The sequence below is a fragment of the Streptomyces sp. NPDC056480 genome (assembly GCF_042795405.1).
Taxonomy (GTDB): Bacteria; Actinomycetota; Actinomycetes; order Streptomycetales; family Streptomycetaceae; genus Streptomyces.
In genome coordinates, this window is record NZ_JBHTSA010000062.1 from 14,007 (window position 1) to 35,154 (window position 21,148).

Below are 21,148 nucleotides of genomic sequence, written 5' to 3' on the forward strand. Positions count from 1 at the left end.
CCTGCCCCTTTCTGTCCCTCTCAAGGAGAAGTGCCATGAGCAAGCAGACCATCCTCGGCCGGGTCACCCAGCTGGCGAAGGCCAACATCAACGCGCTGCTGGACCAGGCGGAGGATCCGCAGAAGATGCTGGACCAGCTGATCCGCGACTACTCGAACAACATCGCGGAGGCGGAGGAGGCGGTGGCCGCGACCATCGGCAACCTGCGGCTGATGGAGCAGGACCACCAGGAGGACGTGGAGGCGGCGAAGGAGTGGGGCGGCAAGGCGCTGGCCGCCAGCCGGAAGGGCGACGAGCTGCGGAGCGGCGGGCAGGTGTCGGAGGCGGACCGCTTCGACAATCTGGCGAAGGTGGCGCTCGGCCGTCAGCTCCAGTCGGAGAAGGAGGCGCGGACCGCGGAGCCGACGATCGCCGCGCAGACCGAGGTGGTGTCGAAGCTCAGGACGGGTCTCGACCAGATGAAGGCCAAGCTCGGCGAGTTGCAGGCGAAGCGCGACGAGCTGGTGGCCCGCGCCAAGTCGGCCCAGGCGCAGAACACGATGATGGACGCCGTGAAGAACATCGACGTGCTCGACCCGACGAGCGAACTGAGCCGGTTCGAGGACAAGGTGCGTCGGGAGGAGGCCCGGGCGATGGGCAAGCAGGAGCTCGCCGCGTCCTCCCTGGACGCCCAGTTCGAGCAGCTGGACGCGCTGGGCGACAGCGCCGAGATCGAGGCCCGGCTGGCGGCGCTCAAGGGCTGACCGGGTGGGTGGCCGAGGTCGCCCGCGCGGCCGGGGCCGGGCGTCGGCTCGGCCGTGTGGTCGGGCGGGTGCGGCGGCTGTCAGAACATGCTGAGGAGCTGTTCCACCGTGGGTTCCGCCGCGCCCTCGCCGTCCGGCAGGGCCAGTTCGAACCAGACGGTCTTGCCGCGCGGGGTGCGGCGCGAGCCCCAGGAGGAGCTGAGCAGCCCGACCAGCTGGAGGCCCCGGCCGCCCTCGTCGGTGTCCTTGGCGCGGCGGCGCCTGGGCTGCACCAGGCCGGCGTCCCAGACCTCGCAGACGAGGGTGCGGTCGCGGAGCAGCCGCAGCCGGATCTCGCCCTCGCCGTAGCGCAGCGCGTTGGTGACGAGCTCGCTGACGAGGAGTTCGACCGTGTCGACGAGCGGTTCGAGGTCCCAGGCCTTGAGCTGGGTGCGGGCGAGTTCGCGCGCCCGGCCGACCGAGCGGGGTTCCCTGGGCAGCCGCCAGTCGCCGACGGCCTCACTGGGCAGTCCCTGGATCCTGGCCATGAGGAGGGCGATGTCGTCCTCGCCGTGTCCGGTCTCCAGGCTGGTCAGGACCCGGTCGCAGACGTCCTCCAGGGGGCGTGCGGGGTCGGTGAGGGCGCGTCGGAAGGCGCTCAGGCCCTCGTCGAGGGGATGGTCGCGGGATTCGACGAGCCCGTCGGTGTAGAGGGCGAGAAGGGCTCCTTCGGGGAGTTCGACCTCGACCTCCTCGAAGGGTTCGCCGCCGACCCCGAGCGGCATCCCGGGGGGCACGTCGAGCAGCAGGGCCTCTTCGCCGGGTTCGACGAGCACCGGCGGGAGGTGCCCGGCGTTGGCGAAGGTGCAGCGGCGGGTGACCGGGTCGTAGACGGCGTAGACGCAGGTCGCGAGGTAGACCTCGGAGAGTTCGGGGCCGCGGGACTTGTGGCCGCGGGACTGCTGGGCGCCGATGGGGGCGCCGAGGCCGCGGGCGATCTCGTCGAGGTGGGAGAGGACTTCGGCCGGTTCCAGGTCGAGCTGGGCGAGGGTGCGGACGGCGGTGCGCAGTTCGCCCATGGCGACGGCGGCGCGCAGGCCGCGGCCCATGACGTCCCCGATGACGAGGGCGGTGCGGTGGCCGGGGAGTTCGATGACGTCGAACCAGTCGCCGCCGACCTCGGTGGCGGCGGTGCCGGGGAGGTAGCGGCAGGCGATGTCGAGGCCGGCCGCCTCGGGGTCGCCGGGCGGGAGCAGGCTGCGCTGGAGGATCAGGGCCCGCTCGTGCTCACGGCGGTAGAGGCGGGCGTTGTCGATGCAGACCGCGGCGCGGGCGGCGAGTTCGACGGCGAGGGCGCGGTCGCGCTCCCCGAAGGACTCGCTGCCCTTGGTGCGGGAGAACTGGACGAGTCCGACGACGGTGTCGTGGGCGACCATCGGGACGACCAGGGTGGTCTGGACGAGTTCGCCGTCGACGCCGGGCACGGTGTGGAGGCGGCCGGTGCGCAGCGCCCCGGCGCAGGGCGAGTTGAAGGGGTAGCGGTGGACGGCTCCGACCTCGATCGGTTCGGGTCCGCAACAGCCGCTGCCCGTTCCGTGGCCGCCGTCGGTTCTCCGGGGGGTGTCGGAGACGGCGCTGGCGAAGGCGACCCTGCGGAGTTCGGCGCTGCCGGCCCCGTAGCCGACGTCGTGGGAGCTGCCCCATCGGCCGGGCGGTGCCTCGTCGCCGGTGAGCAGGCCCTGGTAGAGGTCGACGGAGGCGAGGTCGCAGAAGCCGGGGACGGCGACGTCGAGCAGCTCGCGGGCGGTGGCCTCCAGGTCGAGGGAGTTGCCGATGCGGGCGCCGGCCTCGTTGAGGAGGGCGAGGTTGCGGCGGGCGCTGGCGGCTTCCCTGGCGGCGGTGTGGCGGCGGGTCACGTCGATGCCGAGGCCGGCGACGCCGATCGGACGCCCGGATCCGCTGTGGACGCGGTAGAGGTTGATGGACCAGTGGCGGCGGTCCCGGGAGCCGGGTGCGGCGCCGACGATCTCGAAGTCGGTGACGGACTCCCCGGTCTCCAGGACGCTGCGGAGGGCCTCGGTCATCCGGTCGGCCTCGGGCAGGTTGAGGTAGTCGTGGACGGTGCGGCCCCGGTGGTCGTCGGCGGAGCCGCCGAAGACGGTGGCGAAGCGCCGGTTGGCCCGCTTCACGGTGAGGTCGGTGCCGAAGAGGAGAAAGCCGAAGGGGGATTGGCCGAATATCGCCTGGGAGGCGGCGAGGTCCGTCTCGATGCGGCGCAGGGCGCGGACGTCGACGACGATGCAGAGCGCGGCCCGTTCCCCGGTCTGGGTCTCGCTCGGCATGACGTACATCTCGGCGATGCCGTGGGGCCGGTCGTCGCCGGGAATCCGGAAGGGGACGAGGCCTGTCCACTCCTTGCCGTCGAGGATCTCCCGGACCCGTCGGTGTCCGCGCTCGCGCAGGTCGGCGGGCATGAAGGCCTCGACGGGGTCCTTGCCCCTGGCCTCCTCCGCGGTGACCCCGAAGAGGTCCACGGCCCGTCGGCTCCACTGCTCGACGAGCCCGTCGGGCCCGATGGAGAAGGACGCCACCCGGATGTAGTCATAGATGGAGCCGGGCGGGCTGCTCTGCCACACGACGCCGCCACTCGCCTTCTCAGGTATCTCGCTCACGCGACCGTCCCCTCCAGCTCACCGCACCGGACCGGCCATGCCCGCAGTATTCAATACGGCAGGCCCCGACGGCACGACGTTCACGATCACAGGGTGGTCTCGTTCGCTGCGCGCCGAGTACCGGTGATCGTTGTCCCACTCTGTTTACTCACCAGGGAGAGCCAGCTCGAACCATACGGTTTTGCCGGTTCTTCCTTTACGGGTGCCCCAGCGGCGTGCGGAGCAGGCCACCAGACCGAGTCCGCGGCCCCCTTCGTCCTCGGGTCCGGGGGCGCGCGCGGTGGGCGGATCCGGAAGCGGATCGGAAACCTCCACGAGCAGCGCGGGCTGGTGGGCGGGGTCGCTGCCGTCGAGTCGGGGGCGGACGAGACGGACCCCGATCGGTCCGGACGCGTACCGCAGGGAGTTGGTCACCAGCTCGCTGACCAGCAGGACGGTCACATCGCCGAGGGCCGCGTCGAGGTCCCAGGCGCGCAGCGTCTCGCGCACGGCATGGCGAGCCGTGCGCACGGCGTTCGCCTCCGCCGGGAAGTTCCACTCGGCGCGGTCGCCGTCGGTGTCGATCACACCCGATCACTTCCCCAGCCGTGCGTCAGCAGGAAGGCCCACGTCCTCTTTCAACGGGTCAATCAGGACATACCCGGAATATAGGGCGGGATATCGCGCTGGGCGCAGCAGCGGGCGCACGGTGGCACGAACGGCGTAGAAAGTCAGCCCCGCGCTCCGGTGGCGGGCTCCGCCGGGAACCTTCGGGCGGCCTCCGCGACGGCGGGGCGGTCCTGGTCGAGCCAGTCGACCGAGTCGAGCTCGGACCGGGTGAGCCAGCGCAGGGCGTCGTGGTCCTCCAGCGGGCGCGGTTCGCCCGAGAGCAGCCGGGCGGTCCAGACCCGGAGGACGTATCCGGGCTTCAGCGGCCACTCGCCGGGGATCCGCTCGCCCGGCTCGACCTCGACTCCGAGTTCTTCGCGCAGCTCGCGGACGAGGGCCTCTTCGGGGCTCTCGCCCGGTTCGAGCTTGCCGCCGGGGAGTTCCCAGCGGCCGGCGAGCTCGACGGGGGCGCTGCGGCGTGCGGCGAGCAGCCGCCCCCGGTCGTACAGGGCGCCCGCGACGACGACCACGACGGATTCGTGGGGCGCGGCGGGGTCGGTGGTGCGTTCGGTCATGGGCGCGAGCGTAGCCCGGCCCGGTCGGGCCCGTCGGGTTCAGAGCGCGGGGGTGCCGATGCGCTCGACCCAGTAGAGCTGCTTGTGGCCGCGGTCGTCGAGGCTGTCCGCGATCTTCTGCGCTTCGTCCTCGGTCGCGTACCGCCCCACCCGGTAGCGGTTGCCGTTGTCGTCCTGCCGAATGACGAGCCAGGCGAGGACAGGGCCGCTCTCGGTCATCAGGCTTCTCCCTCCGCCGGTCCGGGCGCCGTTGAGGATCTCCGTGAAACCGCAATCCGCATATGCCGGAGCTTACGCCTGACCTTCACACAGCGGATACGGAATTGCACAAAGAGATACGGATCGGCCGGGAACCGACGGAGGGAGGCCGAAGTCACGCCCCGGGGGCCGCCCCGGGGGCCGCCCCGGGGGCCGCCCCGGGCACGGTCGGCACGGGCATCAGGACGGGACCGCCGGCGCCCTCGGGGTCCTTGCGGCAGGCGTCGCCGCACGTGGCGTCGAGCGAGCAGCAGAGGGAGCAGACCGGACCGGACCGCACCGGGCAGTCGGCGATGTCGGGGAGTTCGTAGGCGGTCTCGCACTCGGCGCAGGTGTGGGTCGCCCGCTCGTCGACGACACCTGCGGCCGGACCGTTCACCGTGTTGGGGCGGGCCAGGTAGTAGCGGCCCTTGGTGGCCCAGGCGATCAGCGGGCAGAGGACGAGGGCGAGACCGGCCGCGATGAAGGTGGAGAAGGCCTGGGCGTAGGTACCGAAGGCGCCGAAGAAGGCGAGGATCGAGACGACGGAGGCGATGACCATGGCGCCGAAGCCGGCCGGGTTCACGGCGTACAGATAGGCGCGCTTGAACTCGATGTACGGGGGGCTCCAGCCGGCCCGCTTGTTGATGACGAGGTCGGCGGCGACGGCCGTGATCCAGGCGATGCCGACGTTGGAGTAGAACCCGAGCAGCTTGTTCAGGGCCGCGAACATGTTCATCTCCATCAGCGTGAGCGCGATGGCGAGGTTGAGGAAGATGTACCAGACGCGGCCCGGGTGCCGGTGGGTGACGCGGGAGAAGAAGTTCGACCAGGACAGCGAGCCGCTGTAGGCGTTGGTGACGTTGATCTTGACCTGGGAGACGATCACGAAGAGCGCGGCGGCGGGCAGGGCGAACGTCCCGAGCCAGGGCTTGAGCGCCTCGATCTGAGGGGCGATCGGCTCCAGGGCGTGGGTCTTGCCGACGGCCTCAAGGGCGACGAACGCCAGGAAGGCGCCGCCGAGCTGCTTGGCCGCGCCGATGACGACCCAGCCGGGGCCGGCGGCGAGCACGGCGAGGTTCCAGCGGCGCTTGGTGGCCTCCGTCCTGGCCGGCATGAAGCGCAGGTAGTCGGCCTGTTCGCCGATCTGGGCGATCAGGGAGAGCGCGACGCCCGTGCCCAGGCCGAAGCCGATCCACGAGAAGCCGGCTCCGGCTCCCTCCGTACCTCCGAAGGAGGCGAAGGCGCCCCAGGCGTCGGGGGCTTCGAAGGCCAGGACGACGAAGGGCAGCACCATGCCGATGATCCAGACCGGCTGGGTCCAGGCCTGCACCTTGGCCAGGGCTCCCATGCCGCGGAAGACGATCGGGATGACGATGAGGGTGGTGATCAGGTAGCCGATCTCGACCGGCAGTCCGACGGCCTGGTGCATGGCCTGGGCCATGATCGAGCCTTCGAGGGCGAAGAAGATGAAGGTGAAGGAGGCGTAGATGAGCGAGGTGAGCGTCGAGCCGAAGTAGCCGAAGCCGGCGCCGCGGGTGATGAGGTCCATGTCCAGGCCGTACGTGGCACAGGCCCGGGCGATGGGGATGCCGGTGAGGAAGATGAGCGTGGCGGCGGTGAGGATCGAGGCGAGCCCGCTGCCGAAGCCGTAGGTGAAGACGATCGAGGCACCGATCGCGAAGTCGGCGAGATAGGCGATGCCGCCGAGAGCGGTCCCCGCCACGGTCCCGGGCGACCAGCGCCGGAACGAGTGCGGGGCGTAGCGCAGCGAGTAGTCCTCACGGCTCTCGTCGGCGGCCAGCTTGGCGTAGCTGCGGCGGGGGCCGCCGGGTGGCGGCGGGACCTCCCCCGGCTCCTCTAGGGCCTGGGAGGTACTCCCACCCGGCTCCGGGGTGGGGGTGGTGACCGTGTCCGTCATGAGGGTTCCTGTCGTCCGACCGGTTCGCGGGTACGGACGAGGAAGGTAGGAGCCGGTCGTGACGGACGGCGGCGGCACGCGGTTGCGCCGGGGTTACGCGAGTTGACGCCCCGTTAACTCGCGGTCACACCGCGCGGACGGCGGGGTCCGCTCAACGGTCACCGCACCGGCAGGTGGTACGAGAGGCGGTAGCGGTCGGCCGGGACCACGACGTCGGCGGTCTCGACGGCCCGGCCCGAGGCGTAGTACGTCCGCTCCACGACCATCACGACATGACCCGGCACCCCGCCGAGCGCCAGGAGCTCCTCGGCGAGGCCCGGACGGGCGCCGACGTCCTCCACCACGTTGTCCACGACCACGTCGATGGCCGCCATCCGCTCGACGACACCACAGCCACCCAGGGGGCCCTCCTCGGGCAGCATGACCGGCGTCCGGCCCGTGACGGCGAGCGGCTCCCAGGAGGTGGCGACCATCATGGGCTCGCCGCCGTCCCGGTACACGTACCGCGTGCGCATCACGCGCTCGCCCGGCTCGATGCCGAGCCGCTCGGCCACCTCGCCGCTCGCCGGCTCCTGCTCGCTGTTCGACTCCCAGGTGCCGCGGGCCCCTTCGGCCGCCTGCTCCTGCCGGAAGGGGCTGGCGCCCGACGCGGGGCGGTAGCCGGAGCGGGCGATCCTGCGCGGCACCGGGCGCTCTCTGACGTAGGTGCCCGAGCCGGAGCGCCCCTCCACCAGTCCCTCGGCCATGAGCACCTTGCGGGCCTCCAGCGCGACGGTGTCCGACACCCCGTACTCCTCGCGGATGCGTGCCTGCGAGGGGAGACGGGTATGCGGCGGAAGCGAGCCGTTCGCGATCTTCTCCCGCAGATCGCTCGCCACGCGCAGATAGGCGGGCTGCTCACCGAACGTCACTGGACACTCCCCTCAGGTTGACTTACAGCTACAGCCTGGCAACCGTCGGTCGCGATCCGCAAGCATGGGCCAAAGTTTCACTCGAAGTGATGACTCCGAGATCACACCTCTTGCTACCCACGGTCACCCCGAGTACGCGACGTCGACCCTCTTGACCCGCATTGGTACAGACCAATACGTTCCTGCCAGCACGCTCCACCGCACGCACGCTCCACTCCGCACGCACGCTCCACTCCGCACGCACGCTCCACCGTGCGCGCCGACCGCACGCTCCACCGCACGCGCCATCCCGCCTCGCACAGGAACGAGCCCATGCGTCCCAGAGCCATGACCAAGCTGACCTTCGGTGCGGCCGCCGCGGCCACTCTCGGTCTCCTCGCCACCCTGGCCCCCACCGCCGACGCGCACCAGCCGTCCGGGCACAAGCCCGAGCTGAAGCGGATCGGCTACTTCACCCAATGGGGCATCTACGGACGGAACTTCCAGGTCAAGGACCTGGAGACGAGCGGCACCGCCGCCAAGCTCAGCCACATCAACTACGCCTTCGGCGTGATCGGTTCGGACGGCAAGTGCCTGATGGGCAACGCGCCCGGCTCCGACCCGTGGGCCGACTACGTGCGCCCGGTCGACGCCGCCACCTCCGTGGACGGCGTCGGTGACACCGCGGACCAGCGACTGGCCGGAAACTTCAACGAGTTGCGCGAGCTGAAGGCCAAGAACCCCGACCTCAAGGTCATGATCTCGCTGGGCGGCTGGACCGGCTCCGCGCACTTCTCCGACGCGGTGCGCACCGACGCCGGCCGCAAGACCCTCGTCGCCTCCTGCATCGACACGTACATCAAGGGCAACCTGCCCGTCGACGGCGCCCGCGGCGGCGCCGGAGCCGCCGCCGGGATCTTCGACGGCGTCGACCTCGACTGGGAGTGGCCCGGCTCGGAGGGTGCCCCCGGGAACGTGATCCGCCCCGAGGACAAGCCCAACTTCACCAAGCTGGTACGGGAGTTCCGCACCCAGCTCGACGCCTACGGCCGCTCGCTACCCAGGGCCCAGCGCAAGCACTTCGAGCTCAGCGCGTACGTGCCCACCGCGCCCGCCAAGATCGACGCCGGCTTCGAAGTCTCCAAGATCATGCGGGACTTCGACTTCGTGAACCTCCAGGGCTACGACTTCCACGTCTCCGGCGAGAAGACCACCGCCCAGCAGTCCGCCCTCTTCGCCAAGAACGACTTCAGCGTCGACCAGACCGTCAAGGCCTGGCTGCGGCGCGGCGCCCCCGCCCACAAGCTCGTGGTCGGCATGCCGTTCTACGGCCAGGGCTGGACCGGCGTCACCGGCGGCGGCGACGGCCTCGGGCAACCGGCGACCGGCCCCGCCCCCGCGACCTGGGTGGCGGGCTCCGAGGACTACAAGCACCTGAAGAAGCTGGCGGATTCGGGGACGTACAAGCTCCACCGCGGCTACCGCAACGGGCACGCCTGGCTCTTCGACGGCACCAACCTGTGGACGTACGACGACCCGACCGTGCTGCGCACCAAGGCGTCCTACGTCCGGCAGAACGGGCTCGGCGGCGCGATGATCTGGTCCCTCGACGGGGACACCGCGAACGGCGAGCTGATCACCGCCATCGACCGGGGCCTGACCCGGCGCTGACACCCCCGCCCGGCCGCCGTCTGCGGCGGCCGGGCCTCATGACCGCGGACCGGTCCCGCCGCTCGCGGTGGACCCGCGGCGGCGGCGGTCGGTCACGGGCCGCCGCTCCCCCGGGCCACCGCCCGGTCCGCATACGACGGGGCCGGGCCTCCCGAGGGAGACCCGGCCCCGTTTCCCGTAGGCGGGTGCACGCGGGGTCCGTACGGGCCCGGTACACACGGGCCCGCAGGGGCCACGTGGACGCGGGTCTCGGACGGACCAGGCACACGCGGGGTCCGCACGGGCCCCGTGGACGCGGGTCTCGGACGGGCCAGGCACACGCCAGGCCCGTACGGGCCGGTTCACGGGCAGGCTCAGGCGGAGGCGCCCTCGCCCGCCGGGCCCACCGGCGGTGTGCCGGTCAGGTCGAGCGCGGTGCGCGCGTCCGCGCCGAGGTCCCCGGGCAGGGTCTCCCACGCCGGGTCGTACGCCTCCCAGTAGGCGTCCGCGTCGGTCGCCGTCGCCAGCTTGAGCCACTGCTTCGACGCCGCCGCGAGCTCCTTGCGCAGCGCCGCGACGGACGGGGCGGCCCCGGCGGGCCAGGTGCGCTGCCCCAGTCCCGCGTACGCCGTGTTGATCGCGCCGAGGAGCTCGGTGGCCCACACCTTGTTGGCGGTGAAGTCCTCGTCCGGGTCCTCCTCCGGCTCCCGGTACGTCACCGCCTCGATCGCGTTGACGGACGTCAGGAAGGACTCCTGGTCGTCGGTGAGCAGGGTCGCGTCGGAGCGCACGGAGCCCCGGAACGGCTTCTTCTCGCCGGCGAACGCACAGGTCACCGTGCGGTCCCCGAGCCGCCAACTCTGGCTGCTGGGCAGGTAGTAGAACAGCCAGACGTCCGCGGGGACGGCCCAGGTGTCCAGCGCGTACCCGCTGTTGATCGTGTCGCAGCGCTTCTCCGCGATCCTGTCGATCGCGTCCTCGCCGGGCCACTTGTCGAAGCCGGTCACCTTGAAGCCGCCGGTGACCTCGCCGATGTGCGGGCGTTCGCAGTCGACGACCGTGACGTCCGTCGCGTACTCCTCCAGCTTGCCCTCGGGAGTGAAGCACTGGCCGGTCCGCAGCGAGAACGGCGACTTCGAACGGGCCGCCTCGTCCATGCCCTCCTTGAAGCCGCCCCAGAACGTGCCGACGCCGCCGGTGGCGATGCCGATCACGAGCAGCAGAGAACTCAGGACGGAGAGGACGATGCCCGAGACGGCGAGCCCCCTGCCGGCCTGGTCGCGCTTCCTGATCTGCGGAAGCGCGAGGAGACCGAGCACCAGACCGAGGGGTGGCAGACAGCAGACGATGCCCGAGACGAGGGAGCCGATCGCGAGCCCGTTGGTGGTCCGCCGGGGCGGCAGCCCGTACGGACCGACGCCGGGCATGCCGGGTCCGCCGGGGCCGCCGGGCTGCCCGGCGTACGGACCGGACGTGTACGGCATCCCCGGCGAGGTGTACGGCCCCGGCGCGGGCCAACCCCCCTGCTGCGGGCCCCCCTGAGGCGACGACGGCGGCGGAGGCGGTGGGGTCGGCGGAGTCGGCTCCACGGGTACGGTGCTCCTGTTCGGGGCGAACGGCACGAACAAACGATCGGTCGCGCATCGTACGCGGCCGGATGGAGGGGGCGACATGTGGGGGACGACTCCGACGATCCCGGCGGCGACGGTACGAGCCGTCAACCGCCTCACCGCCCGATGGGCCCACGCGACCGCGACCACCGGCGCGCCCGCCGCCATCGCGCCCGCCACACCCGAACTCGGCGCCCCCGCCGGCACCGTCCTCTCCGCCGCAGGGCTCTGGCCGCTCCTCGGCTTCCTCGCGGACGGCGCCGCGGGAACCGCCCGCGCCGAACTGGAGGAGGCGCTCGGGCTGCGGGCGGAGGAGGCTGCCGGTGCCGCCCGCGGGCTGCTCGCCGCGCTCTCCGCGATACCGGGCTCGGCCGCGGCCGTCGGCCTCTGGACGCGTCACGACCTGAAGGTGCGGGAGGAGTGGCGCTCGGGGCTGCCGGAGACGGCGCTCGGCCGGCTCGGCGGCGACGGTCCCGAGGCCGATCAGCGTCGGCTCGACGCGTGGGCGGCGAAGCACACGGACGGTCTGATCCCCTCGATGCCGGTCCCGGTCCGGGAGGACACGGAGCTCGTCCTCGCGGTCGCCCAGGCGCTGCGGACACGATGGATCCGGCCCTTCGACGCGGGCCGGCTGTCACCGGAGACCGGCCCGTGGGCCGGGCGCGAGCTGGTCGGGCTCCGCCGGACCACCTCCCTGCTCGACCGGGTCGGCGTGGCGGAGACGGCCTTCGGTCCGCTCACCGTGCTGCGCGTGCTCGGGAACACCGGGGTGGACGTCCATCTCCTCCTCGGCCCGGAGGAGGCGGACGGCGGAGCCGTCCTCCCGGCGGGCGTCGAGCTCCTGTCGGGGGCGCGGAAGGCGGTGCCGGGCGACCTGCTGCCGCTCGGAACACCCGGTCCCGGGCTGCGGGTCGAGATCCGGCGGAGCACGAGCCGCGAGCCCCGCCTCCACGTCTCCACGACGCCCTTCTCACTCACCTCCGACCACGATCTCCTCGCCCACGCGCGACTGTTGGGACTCAGTGCGGCCTGCGTGGCCGATCCCGCGCCTTTCCCTGGGGTGAGCGAAGCACCGCTCGTGGTCGAGGGGGCCCAGCAGACGGCCGTGGCCCGGTTCCACGCGCGGGGCTTCGAGGCCGGCTCGGTGTCGGCGATGGCCGCGGTCGGCTGCGGCCTCCCCCACACGCCGTACCGGGTGCGGTCGGTCGAGCTCGGCATCGACCGCCCCTTCGGCTTCCTGGCCGTCCACCGCACCTCGCGGCTCGTCCTGTCGGCGGGCTGGGTCGCCGAGCCGGTCCCGTACGACGAGGGCGACCTCGCGCACCTCTACGACGACGACGATGAGGACGAGGGCTGGGGCGGGTGACGGAAGGGGCGGCCGCCGTCAGGCGACCGCCCCTCACCGCTCACGCTTCCTGCCGCTCGCGTTCCGTGCTGCTCACGAGCCGCCGGATCGGGTCAGAACTGCAGGCCCCAGGAGTCGATCTTCCCGATGTCGGCGTTCGCGTTGTCGGTGACCCGGAGCTTCCACGTGCCGTTGGCGACCTCCGAGGAGGCGTTCACGGTGTACGTGGTGTTGATGTTGTCCGAGCTGCCACCGGTGCTGAAGGCCTTCAGTGTGTACGCCGAGCCGTCGGGGGCGATCAGCTGGACCTGGAGGTCACCGATGTAGGTGTGGACGATGTTCACCGGCACCTGGAGCGCGGCCGGGGCGTTGCCGGTGACGCCGCTGACGGTGACCGGGGACTCGACGGTCGAGTTGTCGGCGATGGCGAAGTCGGCGGTGTTCTCGAACTTCGGACCGGGCGGGGTGGTGGTGCCGCCGCCGACGTAGAGCAGCCGGTTCGGGGAGCCGGAGCCCGGGTTGGTGACGACGTTCGGGGTGGCCGCGGTCGTCAGGGCCGTGGAGACCTGCGCCGGGGTCGCCGTCGGGTTGCCGGCGAGGTAGACGGCCGCGGCGCCCGCGACGTGCGGGGTCGCCATGGACGTACCGGAGATGGTGTTGGTGGCGGAGTCGCTGGAGTTCCAGGACGAGGTGATGGAGGAGCCCGGGGCGAAGATGTCCAGGACCGTGCCGTAGTTGGAGAAGCTGGAGCGGGCGTCGGTGTTGGTCGTGGAGCCGACGGTGATGGCCTCGGCGACGCGCGCCGGCGAGTAGTTGGAGGCGTTGGAGCTGTCGTTGCCCGCCGCGACCGCGTACGTGACGCCGGAGGCGATCGAGTTGCGGACGGCCGTGTCGAGGACGGTGTCGACGCCGCCGCCGAGGCTCATGTTGGCGACGGCCGGCTTCACGGCGTTCCGCGTGACCCAGTCGATGCCCGCGACGACCTGCTCGGTCGTGCCGGAGCCGGAGTTGTCGAGGACGCGGACGCCGACGATCTTCGCCTTCTTCGCGACACCGTACGACGTGCCCGCGACCGTACCGGCGACATGGGTGCCGTGCCCGTGGCCGTCCTGCGCGGTGTTGTCGTTGTCGATCGCGTCGTAGCCGTAGGAGGCACGGCCGCCGAAGTCACTGTGGGTGATGCGCACGCCGGTGTCGATGATGTACGCGGTGACGCCCTGGCCCGCGCTGTCCGGGTAGGTGTAACTCTGGTTCAGCGGAAGGGCCTTCTGGTCGATCCGGTCCAGGCCCCAGGACGGCGGGGACGGCTGCGTGCCGTCGACCGTGAAGACGCGGTTCTGGACGACGGAGGTCACGGCGGGGTCGGCCGCGAGCTTCTTCGCCTGCGCCTCGGAGAGTTCGACGGAGTAACCGTTGATCGCCGAGGTGTAGGTCCGCTTGATCTTCGCGCCGAACCTGCCGGCCACGGCACGGCCCTTGGCGGTCTCCGCCTGCGCCGACTCGTCCAGGGTGACGATGTAGCTGCCCGCGATCGTGCCTTCGGCTCCCGCGTTCTCGATGACGCCCTCCGGGGCGGCCGGTGAGGCGGCGGCCGGGAGGGTGGAGAGGGTGCCGAGGGTGAGGGCGGTGACGGCGACGGCCGCCGCGGTGGCGATTCTGCGCCGTGATTCACGCATCACTGACATGTGAGGGGTCCTCCTCATTGGTGGTGCGTTGCTGTGGGGGATTAGCAGGGCCATGACAAGACGCTGTGGCTCCACACCGCCTCGCACATCCGGCTGCCGAGCGAAAGATTGACTGATCCATAGGAATCTCACAAGGGCTCTCGACCGCCCGCAACACCCGCGCCACACAGCTGACATGCTGATCTTCATGACCTCATACGTGTGCCACCGCTGCCGGGTCCAGTCCCCCACGGACGCCCTCACCTGGCGTTGTCCGAAGTGCCGCGGCCCCTGGGACCTGGAGTTCGACAGCGGGCCGGTGCCACTCCCGTCACTCGCGTCACGAGGAAATTCGTTGTGGCGTTACGAGGAGGCATTGCCGCCGATGCCGTACGCGACGGAGGTGACGCTCGGGGAGGGCCGTACGCCCCTCGTCCCCCTGGAGGAAGGGACGGAGGGATCACTTTCCGCCAAGCTCGACTTCCTCATGCCGACCCTGTCCTTCAAGGACCGCGGCGCGGTGATGCTCGCCGCCCACGCCCTCCGCCTCGCGCGGAACGGAACCCTCCGGCGGGTCGTCGCCGACAGCAGCGGGAACGCGGGCACGGCGATCGCCGCGTACGGCGCACGGGCCGGGCTCGACTGCCTCGTGTACGTCCCCGAGGGCACCTCGCCCAAGAAGCTGGAGCAGATCCGGGCGCACGGGGCACGGGTCGTCGAGGTCCCCGGCGACCGCGAGGCCACGGCCGCCGCCGCGCGGGCCGCCGCCGACGAGCCCGGCACCTTCTACGCCTCGCACGTCTACAACCCGTACTTCCTGCACGGCACCAAGACCTACGTCTACGAGCTGTGGGAGGAGCTCGGCGGCCGCCTCCCGGACACGATCGTCGTCCCCGTCGGCAACGGCACCCTGCTCCTCGGCGCCGCCCTCGCACTCGACGAGCTGCACCGCCACGGGCTCGCGGACAACCGCCCCGCGCTCGTCGCCGTCCAGGCGGAGGCCGTCTCCCCACTGGCGGCGGCCTTCCACGCGGGCGCGGAGGAGCTGGGTGAGGCCGTCCCCGTCCGCCCCACCCTCGCCGAGGGCATCGCGATCCCCGCGCCGCCCCGCGCCCACCAGATCCTGCGGGCGGTACGGGCGACCGGCGGCACGTTCCTGACGGTGACGGAGGACCAGATCCGCACGGCCCAAAGGGAGCTGGCAGGCCGCGGGCTCTTCGTGGAGTCCACCGGCGTGGCCTGCTGGGCGGCGGTCCGGGCGGCCGCGCCGAGGCCCGGTCTCACCGTCGTACCGCTGTGCGGGGCGGGGGCGAAGACCGGCCTGGCGCAGTGACCCGGACCGGCCGGGGACCTGCCTGAGGTCGAGCGTGTACCGGCCAGAGGTCGAGCGTGTACCGGCCTGAGGTCGAGCGTGTACCGGTCCCGGACCGGCCGGGGACCTGCCTGAGGTCGAGCGTGTACCGGCCAGAGGTCTCCTACTGGAGCCCGGGGCCGGAACCCGCTGACGGCCGGGTGTCCGGCAGGGCCGCTCAGAACTCGTCGGCGCCGTTGCGGAGCTGCTCCGTCCAGTAGCCCGTCTTCGCGGCGGCCTCGTCGACGGCCAGACCACCCGCGGGAGCCTTGACGACGATGCTGCCCTCGGCCGGGCCCGCGGCGGCGAAGAGGTTCACGTTGAAGCTCTTCACGACCTCGGTGTTCCCGTGGGTGCCGCCGAGCGCGACACGCACGTTCGCGTACGCGGGCGCGCCGGGCCGCAGGACGACCGGGGCGGCCGGCTTGCTCTTCGCGACGGCCGGGACGTCCTTGGCGGTCTGGACCGGGCCGAAGGCGATCAGCGGGTACTCGAGCAGGGTGCAGGCGCTGCCGGAGGTGTTGGTGGCGGTGAGGACGATGTGCTCGGTCGGGACCTCGTCGGCCTTCGCCGCCGTGACCTTGATGTCGCCGTAGGCGCAGGCGGGCGCCTTGGCGGAGGTCTTGGTGGAGGTCTTGGCGGCGGTCTTGCCGCCGGTCGAGGACCCCGTCGTGGACCCGGCCGTGCTCCCCTTCGTACCGCTGCCGCCGGACGTACCGCCGGTCGCCGTCGAACCACCGGCCGTCGACTTGCCGGCCGAGCCGGAGCCGCTCTCCGCGGCGGTCTGGTCGGCGGCGCCCGCCGCGGCGCCCGTCTCCTTGTCTGCGGCGCCCGCGTCCGTCGCGGAGGAGCTCGCACTGCCCGCGTCCTTCGCGCCGGTGTCCGTGCCGCCGCCGCAGGCCGTCAGGCCGAGCGAGAGGGCGGCGATGGCGGCGGCGGCCAGGACGGTGGACTTGTGGTGGGTGCGCATGGTGGTTCTCCCCCGTGAAGCGTGCGGTCGGCGTGGACGCGCCGGGGCGACCGCCCCGGCGTGAGGGCTCCGAGTACGTCAGGTCCTCGGTGCTGCATCCAGCTTCCGGTCCCGCGCTGCCGTCCCGCTTGCGTACCGCTAACGATCCGCTGACAGGCGGGAGAGCCCCGCCGCCGCCCGTGCCGAACCCTCGGTGAAACCGGCCGCGTCGGACGCCGCGATCGCACGTTCCAGCTGGTCGGCGGCCTCCTCGAGACGGCCGACGCCGGCCAGCGCCTCGCCCTTCACGATCTGCAGCTGGGCCTGGACGACCACCGCGTCGGGTGCGACGAGTTCCCCGGCGCGAAGGGTGTGCGCGAGGGCCGCCTCGTAGTCCCCCGCCTTCATGCAGTGCCCCGCCAGGTGATGGAGGGTGAGCACCTGGGTGGACGGATGGCCCGTGCGGTCGGCGAGCGAGACCGCGTGCACCATGAGCAGCCCGGCCCGCTCGTGCTCCCCCGTCGCGTCCAGGACGGCGGCGTGGTTGACGTGCGCGATCGTCTCACTGATCATGTCGCCGGCCCGGGCGGCCAGGCCTGGCGCCTTCTCCAGATGGGCGAGGGCCTCGGCGTCCCTGCCCTCCTCGTGGAGGATCCAGCCGAGCAGCGCCCTTGTCCGGGACTGCGCGTCGAAGTCGCCGACGTGCTCGGCCGAGGCGAGTCCGGCCTCCAGGAGCGGCGTCCAGCCGTCCCCGATCCGCATGAGCATCAGCGGCCACTGCACCAGGGCGAGCCGCCAGGCCCGGTCGTGCAGGCCGAGGGCGGCCGCGGCGGTGACGGCGCCCTCGAGGGCTGCGCGCTCGGCCACGTACCAGTCGAGGGCCGCCGTACGGTCCTCGAACTCGAGGGTCGCGGCGGGCCGTCGGGCGTCGGCGGGCAGCGAGTAGCAGGGCTGGGAGCCCGGCTCGGCCGCCGCGTCGGCCGAGAGCCCCGTGTACAGGTAGTGGTCGAAGAGGCGGCGCAGGCCCTCGGTGTCGGCGTCCTCGGCGAGGTGTCGGGCGTAGAGCCGTACCAGGTCGTGCGGCATCCAGCGGCCGGGGACGGGCTCGGTGAGCAGATGGGCGGCGGCCAGCCGGTCCAGGTCGGCGGAGGCCTGCACCGGGGACGTACCGACGAGCACGCCCGCCGCGAAGCGGTCCAGGTCGGAGCCGGTGTGCAGACCGATCGCGCGGAACAGCCGGGCCGCGGAGTCGGGCAACTGCTGCACGGTGAGGCGCAGTGCGGCGGAGACGCCCCGGTCCTCGACGTCGAGGAGCATCAACCGGCTCTGTTCGTCGGCGAGTTCGCCGACCATCGCGTCGAGCGTCCAGCGGGGGCGCTCGGCGAGCCGTGCGGCCGTCACGCGCAGGGCGAGCGGCAGGCCGTCGCAGAGCACGGCGAGCCGTGCGGCGGCGGCGGGTTCGGCGGCGACGCGCGTCTCGCCGAGGACGGTGGTGAGCAGTGCGGCGGAAGCGGCCGCGGGGAGGTGGCCGAGCGGGACCGGTCGGGCCGCGTCGGAGGCGATGAGACCGCCGAGCCGGTCGCGGCTCGTGACCAGGGTGGCGCAGTGGTCGCCGCCGGGCAGCAGCGGCCTGACCTGCTCGGAGGAGCGGGCGTTGTCGAGGACGACGAGCAGCCGGCGGGCGGCGGTCAGCGAACGGAACAGGGCGCCGCGCGCCTCCACGGCCTCCGGGATCCGCTGCGGCTGCACGCCGAGCGCGAGGAGGAACTCGCGGAGGACACCGGCGGTCTCGGGTGCCGGGGTGTCGCTGAAGCCGCGCAGGTCGGCGAAGAGGCGCCCGTCGGGGAAGTCGGCGCGGCGCTCGTACGCCCAGTGCACGGCGAACGCCGTCTTGCCCACGCCGGCGGGCCCGGTGACCAGGCAGACGGGTCCGTCGCCGCCGCGTACGGACCGGTCGAGGGCGGCGAGTTCGGTGCCGCGCCCGGTGAATCCGCGCGGGGCGCGCGGCAGCCCCTCCGGCGCCGGGACCGCGGCGGGAGCGACGGGCCGGGGCAGCGTCACGGGCTCGGCGGAGCGGAGCAGCGTCGCGTACGCCTCGCTGAGCGTCTCGCCGGGGTCGACGCCCAGCTCTTCGGCGAGCAGCCGCCGGGTGCGGTGGTACCAGTCGATGGCGTCCGACTGCCGGCCCGAACGGCCCAGGGCCAGCATCAGCGCGGCCGCGAGGGACTCCCGCAGGGGGTGCGCGACGGCCTCGGTGCGCAGTACGGCGGCGGCCCTGGCGTGCTCGCCGAGTTCCCCGTACGCCTCGGCGAGCGACTCGACGGACGCGAGCCGCAGCTCCTCGAGCCCTCCGGCGGCGGCCTCCAGCGGCCGGCTGTGCACGGTCCCGGTGAGCGCCGGCCCCTGCCAGTACGACAGGGCCTCCCGCAGCATCCGTACCGCGTCGGCGGGACGCCGCTGCACCCCGGCGAGCGCCACGAGCTCCTCGAAGCGGTGCGCGTCCACCAGGGATTCCGGCATCCGCAGCACGTACGCCGAACCCTGCGTGGCCAGCTCGACCCCGTACGCCTCCGCCCCGTGCTCGGCGAGCAGCGCCCGCAGCCGCGAGACGTGCCCCTGCAACACGGTCTTGGCGTGGGTGGGCGGCTCCTCCTCCCAGAGCGCGTCGATCAGCTGACCGACGTTCACCGCGCTGTTGGGCCGCAGCAGCAGCATGACGAGCAGACTGGACCGTTTGGCGGGCCCCAGGGCTACGTCCCCGTCCTCCGTCACCAGCGCAACGGAGCCGAGCAGCCGGAACTCCACCAGTACACCTCCGCGATCCGTCTCCCCCGTTCACCAGCTGTCGAGGATACGTGGGGCGGGAGGGCCGACCGCCGGCTCGGCCCCACGACTGGCGGAAATCGCTAGGGTTGTCCCATGACCGCACTGCCCGACCGGATGCGCCCGCCGCGCGCGGAAGGCTGGCTCGCGGAGGACCTGGACCGCCTTCAGGAAGCGCCACGCACACCGAGCTGATCCGGGACCTGCTGCTGACCACGGCGCCCCATGAGGCGGACCGGACGGGCTCGGACCAGCGTGGCGCCCGTTTCTCGACACGCCCCGCGTCCCTACTCCACGAAGTAGGAGTCGTGCCGGACGAAGAACTCCGCCCGCTCCTCGTCCGTCGCGTCCGCCATCGCCGCCAGCCCCTCGAAGTACTCCTCGCGCGCGGCGCCCGGAGCGAAGATCATCAGCATCTCGGCGGGGGCGTCGGAGTCGTTCCGGAAGGCGTGCAGCCCGCCCTGCGGCACGTACAGGAAGTCGCCCTTCCCCGCGTCGACCCAGTCCTCGCCGTCGAACAGCCGCACCGTTCCGTCGAGTACGAAGAACGACTCCGAGATCGTCTTGTGGAAGTGCGTCCTGGGCCCGCCGGCCCTGGCACTCATCTCCACCCGGTAGAGCCCGAACTCCCCTTGTGTGGAAGCCTTGGTGGCCAGGTAGTGCATCGCGTCCCCGCCCGCGACACCGATCTCGGGAGGCGTGTCCACGGCCCGGAAGACCGCACTGACCTCGCCCTCCTCACGGTGGTAGACCTGCTCCGGATACTCCGGGTACGACATCGGATCCCCCTGGGTAGACGGCCCTGCCGGACGTGACAGCGCCCTCTTGACCAACCACGGACCGCCGGCCGTATTCCGCCCCACCGTCCCCCCGGTCCCGACCCGGAACGCCGAAGGGACCACCTCCCGGGGGAGGCGGCCCCTTCTGGGGTGCTGCTGTCGCGTTCTGGGGTGCTGCTGTCGCGCGTCACACGTTGAAGCGGAACTCCACCACGTCGCCGTCCTGCATGACGTACTCCTTGCCCTCCATGCGGGCCTTGCCGGCGGCGCGGGCGTCGGCCACCGAGCCGGTTTCCACGAGGTCGGCGAAGGAGATGACCTCGGCCTTGATGAAGCCCTTCTGGAAGTCGGTGTGGATCACACCGGCCGCCTCGGGGGCCGTCGCGCCCTGCTTGATCGTCCAGGCGCGGGATTCCTTGGGGCCGGCCGTCAGGTAGGTCTGGAGGCCCAGGGTCGCGAAGCCCACGCGGGCGAGGGTCGCCAGGCCCGGCTCCTCGGCGCCGACGGACTGGAGGAGCTCCATGGCGTCCTCCTCGTCCAGCTCCGCCAGGTCCTGCTCCAGCTTCGCGTTCAGGAAGATCGCCTCGGCCGGAGCCACCAGCGCGCTCTGCTCGGCCTTGAACGCGTCGTCCGTCAGCTCGTCCTCGTCCACGTTGAAGACGTAGAGGAACGGCTTGGTGGTGAGGAGGTGCAGGTCGTGGAGGAGCTCCGCCTTCTCCGAGCCCTGCACGATGCCCTGCGAGAAGAGGGTGTCGCCCTTCTCCAGGATCGCCTGCGCGGCCTCGACGGCGGCGACCTTGGGCGCCGTGTCCTTCTTGATCCGCATCTCCTTCTGGAGGCGCGGCAGGACCTTCTCGATCGTCTGGAGGTCCGCGAGGATCAGCTCCGTGTTGATCGTCTCGATGTCGTCCTTCGGCGAGACCTTGCCGTCGACGTGCACGACGTTCTCGTCCTTGAAGGCGCGGATGACCTGGCAGATCGCATCCGACTCGCGGATGTTCGCCAGGAACTTGTTGCCGAGGCCCTCGCCCTCGCTCGCACCGCGCACGATGCCCGCGATGTCGACGAAGTCGACCGTCGCCGGGAGGACCCGCTGCGAGGAGAAGATCTCCGCGAGCTTGGTCAGGCGGGCGTCGGGGACACCGACGACTCCGACGTTGGGCTCGATCGTGGCGAACGGGTAGTTGGCCGCCAGCACGTCGTTCTTGGTCAGGGCGTTGAACAGGGTCGACTTGCCGACATTCGGCAGACCGACGATTCCGATCGTGAGCGACACGGTGGCGACTTCCTGAAGTGTGGACGGGGGGCCGATCCCCCAGTTTACGGGCGGGCCGAACCGGCCAGTGACGCCGACCTTCGGTCGTTCTCGGGG

The 21,148-nt window shown here is 72.1% G+C and carries 16 protein-coding genes and 1 pseudogene; 5 read left to right on the plus strand and 12 right to left on the minus strand.

Annotated elements, in window-relative coordinates:
* Positions 1-35: 35 nt before the first annotated feature.
* Positions 36-743, plus strand: coding sequence for a PspA/IM30 family protein (locus ACFQ79_RS24895; protein WP_383587028.1), 708 nt, complete (start codon positions 36-38; stop codon positions 741-743).
* Between the two features lie 80 nt (positions 744-823).
* Here the strand turns inward: ACFQ79_RS24895 and ACFQ79_RS24900 are convergent, their stop codons facing one another.
* The 6 genes from ACFQ79_RS24900 to ACFQ79_RS24925 all read right to left on the minus strand — a co-directional run bounded on the left by ACFQ79_RS24900 (position 824) and on the right by ACFQ79_RS24925 (position 7,626).
* Entirely contained in the window at positions 824-3,394 is a 2,571-nt protein-coding gene (locus ACFQ79_RS24900; RefSeq protein WP_383587032.1) for a SpoIIE family protein phosphatase, read from the minus strand.
* Positions 3,395-3,538: 144 nt separating this feature from the next.
* Complete coding sequence (locus ACFQ79_RS24905) at positions 3,539-3,961, minus strand: ATP-binding protein (protein WP_383587034.1); 423 nt, start codon at positions 3,959-3,961, stop codon at positions 3,539-3,541.
* 143 nt (positions 3,962-4,104) lie between these two features.
* Positions 4,105-4,557: a (deoxy)nucleoside triphosphate pyrophosphohydrolase gene (locus tag ACFQ79_RS24910; protein WP_383587037.1), complete on the minus strand. Its 453-nt coding sequence runs from the start codon at positions 4,555-4,557 to the stop codon at positions 4,105-4,107.
* Between the two features lie 39 nt (positions 4,558-4,596).
* The gene (locus ACFQ79_RS24915) at positions 4,597-4,776 is read right to left on the minus strand and encodes an SPOR domain-containing protein (RefSeq protein ID WP_030320624.1); all 180 of its coding nucleotides are present in this window, start codon (positions 4,774-4,776) and stop codon (positions 4,597-4,599) included.
* A 154-nt stretch (positions 4,777-4,930) separates the two neighbouring features.
* Positions 4,931-6,715: a purine-cytosine permease family protein gene (locus ACFQ79_RS24920; RefSeq protein WP_383587040.1), complete on the minus strand. Its 1,785-nt coding sequence runs from the start codon at positions 6,713-6,715 to the stop codon at positions 4,931-4,933.
* A 158-nt stretch (positions 6,716-6,873) separates the two neighbouring features.
* On the minus strand, positions 6,874-7,626 hold the full coding sequence (locus ACFQ79_RS24925; protein WP_383587043.1) for a GntR family transcriptional regulator: 753 nt from the start codon (positions 7,624-7,626) through the stop codon (positions 6,874-6,876).
* Between the two features lie 312 nt (positions 7,627-7,938).
* Here ACFQ79_RS24925 and ACFQ79_RS24930 point away from each other — a divergent pair, with 312 nt between their 5' ends.
* Entirely contained in the window at positions 7,939-9,276 is a 1,338-nt protein-coding gene (locus ACFQ79_RS24930) for a glycoside hydrolase family 18 protein (protein ID WP_383587046.1), read from the plus strand.
* Between the two features lie 353 nt (positions 9,277-9,629).
* On the opposite strand, the gene ACFQ79_RS24935 is transcribed toward ACFQ79_RS24930, so the two are convergent.
* A complete protein-coding gene (locus ACFQ79_RS24935) occupies positions 9,630-10,739 on the minus strand; it encodes a DUF4190 domain-containing protein (protein WP_383587049.1) in 1,110 nt (369 codons plus the stop codon).
* A 187-nt stretch (positions 10,740-10,926) separates the two neighbouring features.
* Between ACFQ79_RS24935 and ACFQ79_RS24940 the strand changes: the two genes are divergently transcribed.
* Positions 10,927-12,231: a serpin family protein gene (locus ACFQ79_RS24940; RefSeq protein WP_383587052.1), complete on the plus strand. Its 1,305-nt coding sequence runs from the start codon at positions 10,927-10,929 to the stop codon at positions 12,229-12,231.
* A gap of 92 nt (positions 12,232-12,323) precedes the next feature.
* Here ACFQ79_RS24940 and ACFQ79_RS24945 read toward each other — a convergent pair whose 3' ends face one another.
* The gene (locus tag ACFQ79_RS24945; RefSeq protein ID WP_383587055.1) at positions 12,324-13,895 is read right to left on the minus strand and encodes a S8 family peptidase; all 1,572 of its coding nucleotides are present in this window, start codon (positions 13,893-13,895) and stop codon (positions 12,324-12,326) included.
* 175 nt (positions 13,896-14,070) lie between these two features.
* Between ACFQ79_RS24945 and ACFQ79_RS24950 the strand changes: the two genes are divergently transcribed.
* Positions 14,071-15,207 (plus strand): threonine synthase, encoded by a 1,137-nt coding sequence (locus ACFQ79_RS24950; protein WP_383587059.1) that lies wholly within the window; start codon positions 14,071-14,073, stop codon positions 15,205-15,207.
* Positions 15,208-15,403: 196 nt separating this feature from the next.
* On the opposite strand, the gene ACFQ79_RS24955 is transcribed toward ACFQ79_RS24950, so the two are convergent.
* Together ACFQ79_RS24955 and ACFQ79_RS24960 are read right to left on the minus strand one after the other, a co-directional pair.
* Positions 15,404-16,195, minus strand: a complete 792-nt coding sequence (locus ACFQ79_RS24955; RefSeq protein ID WP_383587062.1) for a DUF4232 domain-containing protein — start codon at positions 16,193-16,195, stop codon at positions 15,404-15,406.
* A gap of 138 nt (positions 16,196-16,333) precedes the next feature.
* Entirely contained in the window at positions 16,334-18,979 is a 2,646-nt protein-coding gene (locus ACFQ79_RS24960; protein ID WP_383587064.1) for a BTAD domain-containing putative transcriptional regulator, read from the minus strand.
* A 114-nt stretch (positions 18,980-19,093) separates the two neighbouring features.
* Between ACFQ79_RS24960 and ACFQ79_RS24965 the strand changes: the two are divergent.
* Positions 19,094-19,180, plus strand: a pseudogene (locus ACFQ79_RS24965) (Uma2 family endonuclease); the annotation flags it as partial.
* Positions 19,181-19,284: 104 nt separating this feature from the next.
* Here ACFQ79_RS24965 and ACFQ79_RS24970 read toward each other — a convergent pair.
* Together ACFQ79_RS24970 and ychF are read right to left on the minus strand one after the other, a co-directional pair.
* Positions 19,285-19,776: a cupin domain-containing protein gene (locus tag ACFQ79_RS24970; RefSeq protein ID WP_383587066.1), complete on the minus strand. Its 492-nt coding sequence runs from the start codon at positions 19,774-19,776 to the stop codon at positions 19,285-19,287.
* Positions 19,777-19,963: 187 nt separating this feature from the next.
* Positions 19,964-21,052: a redox-regulated ATPase YchF gene (ychF, locus tag ACFQ79_RS24975; protein WP_383587069.1), complete on the minus strand. Its 1,089-nt coding sequence runs from the start codon at positions 21,050-21,052 to the stop codon at positions 19,964-19,966.
* Positions 21,053-21,148 lie beyond the last annotated feature (96 nt).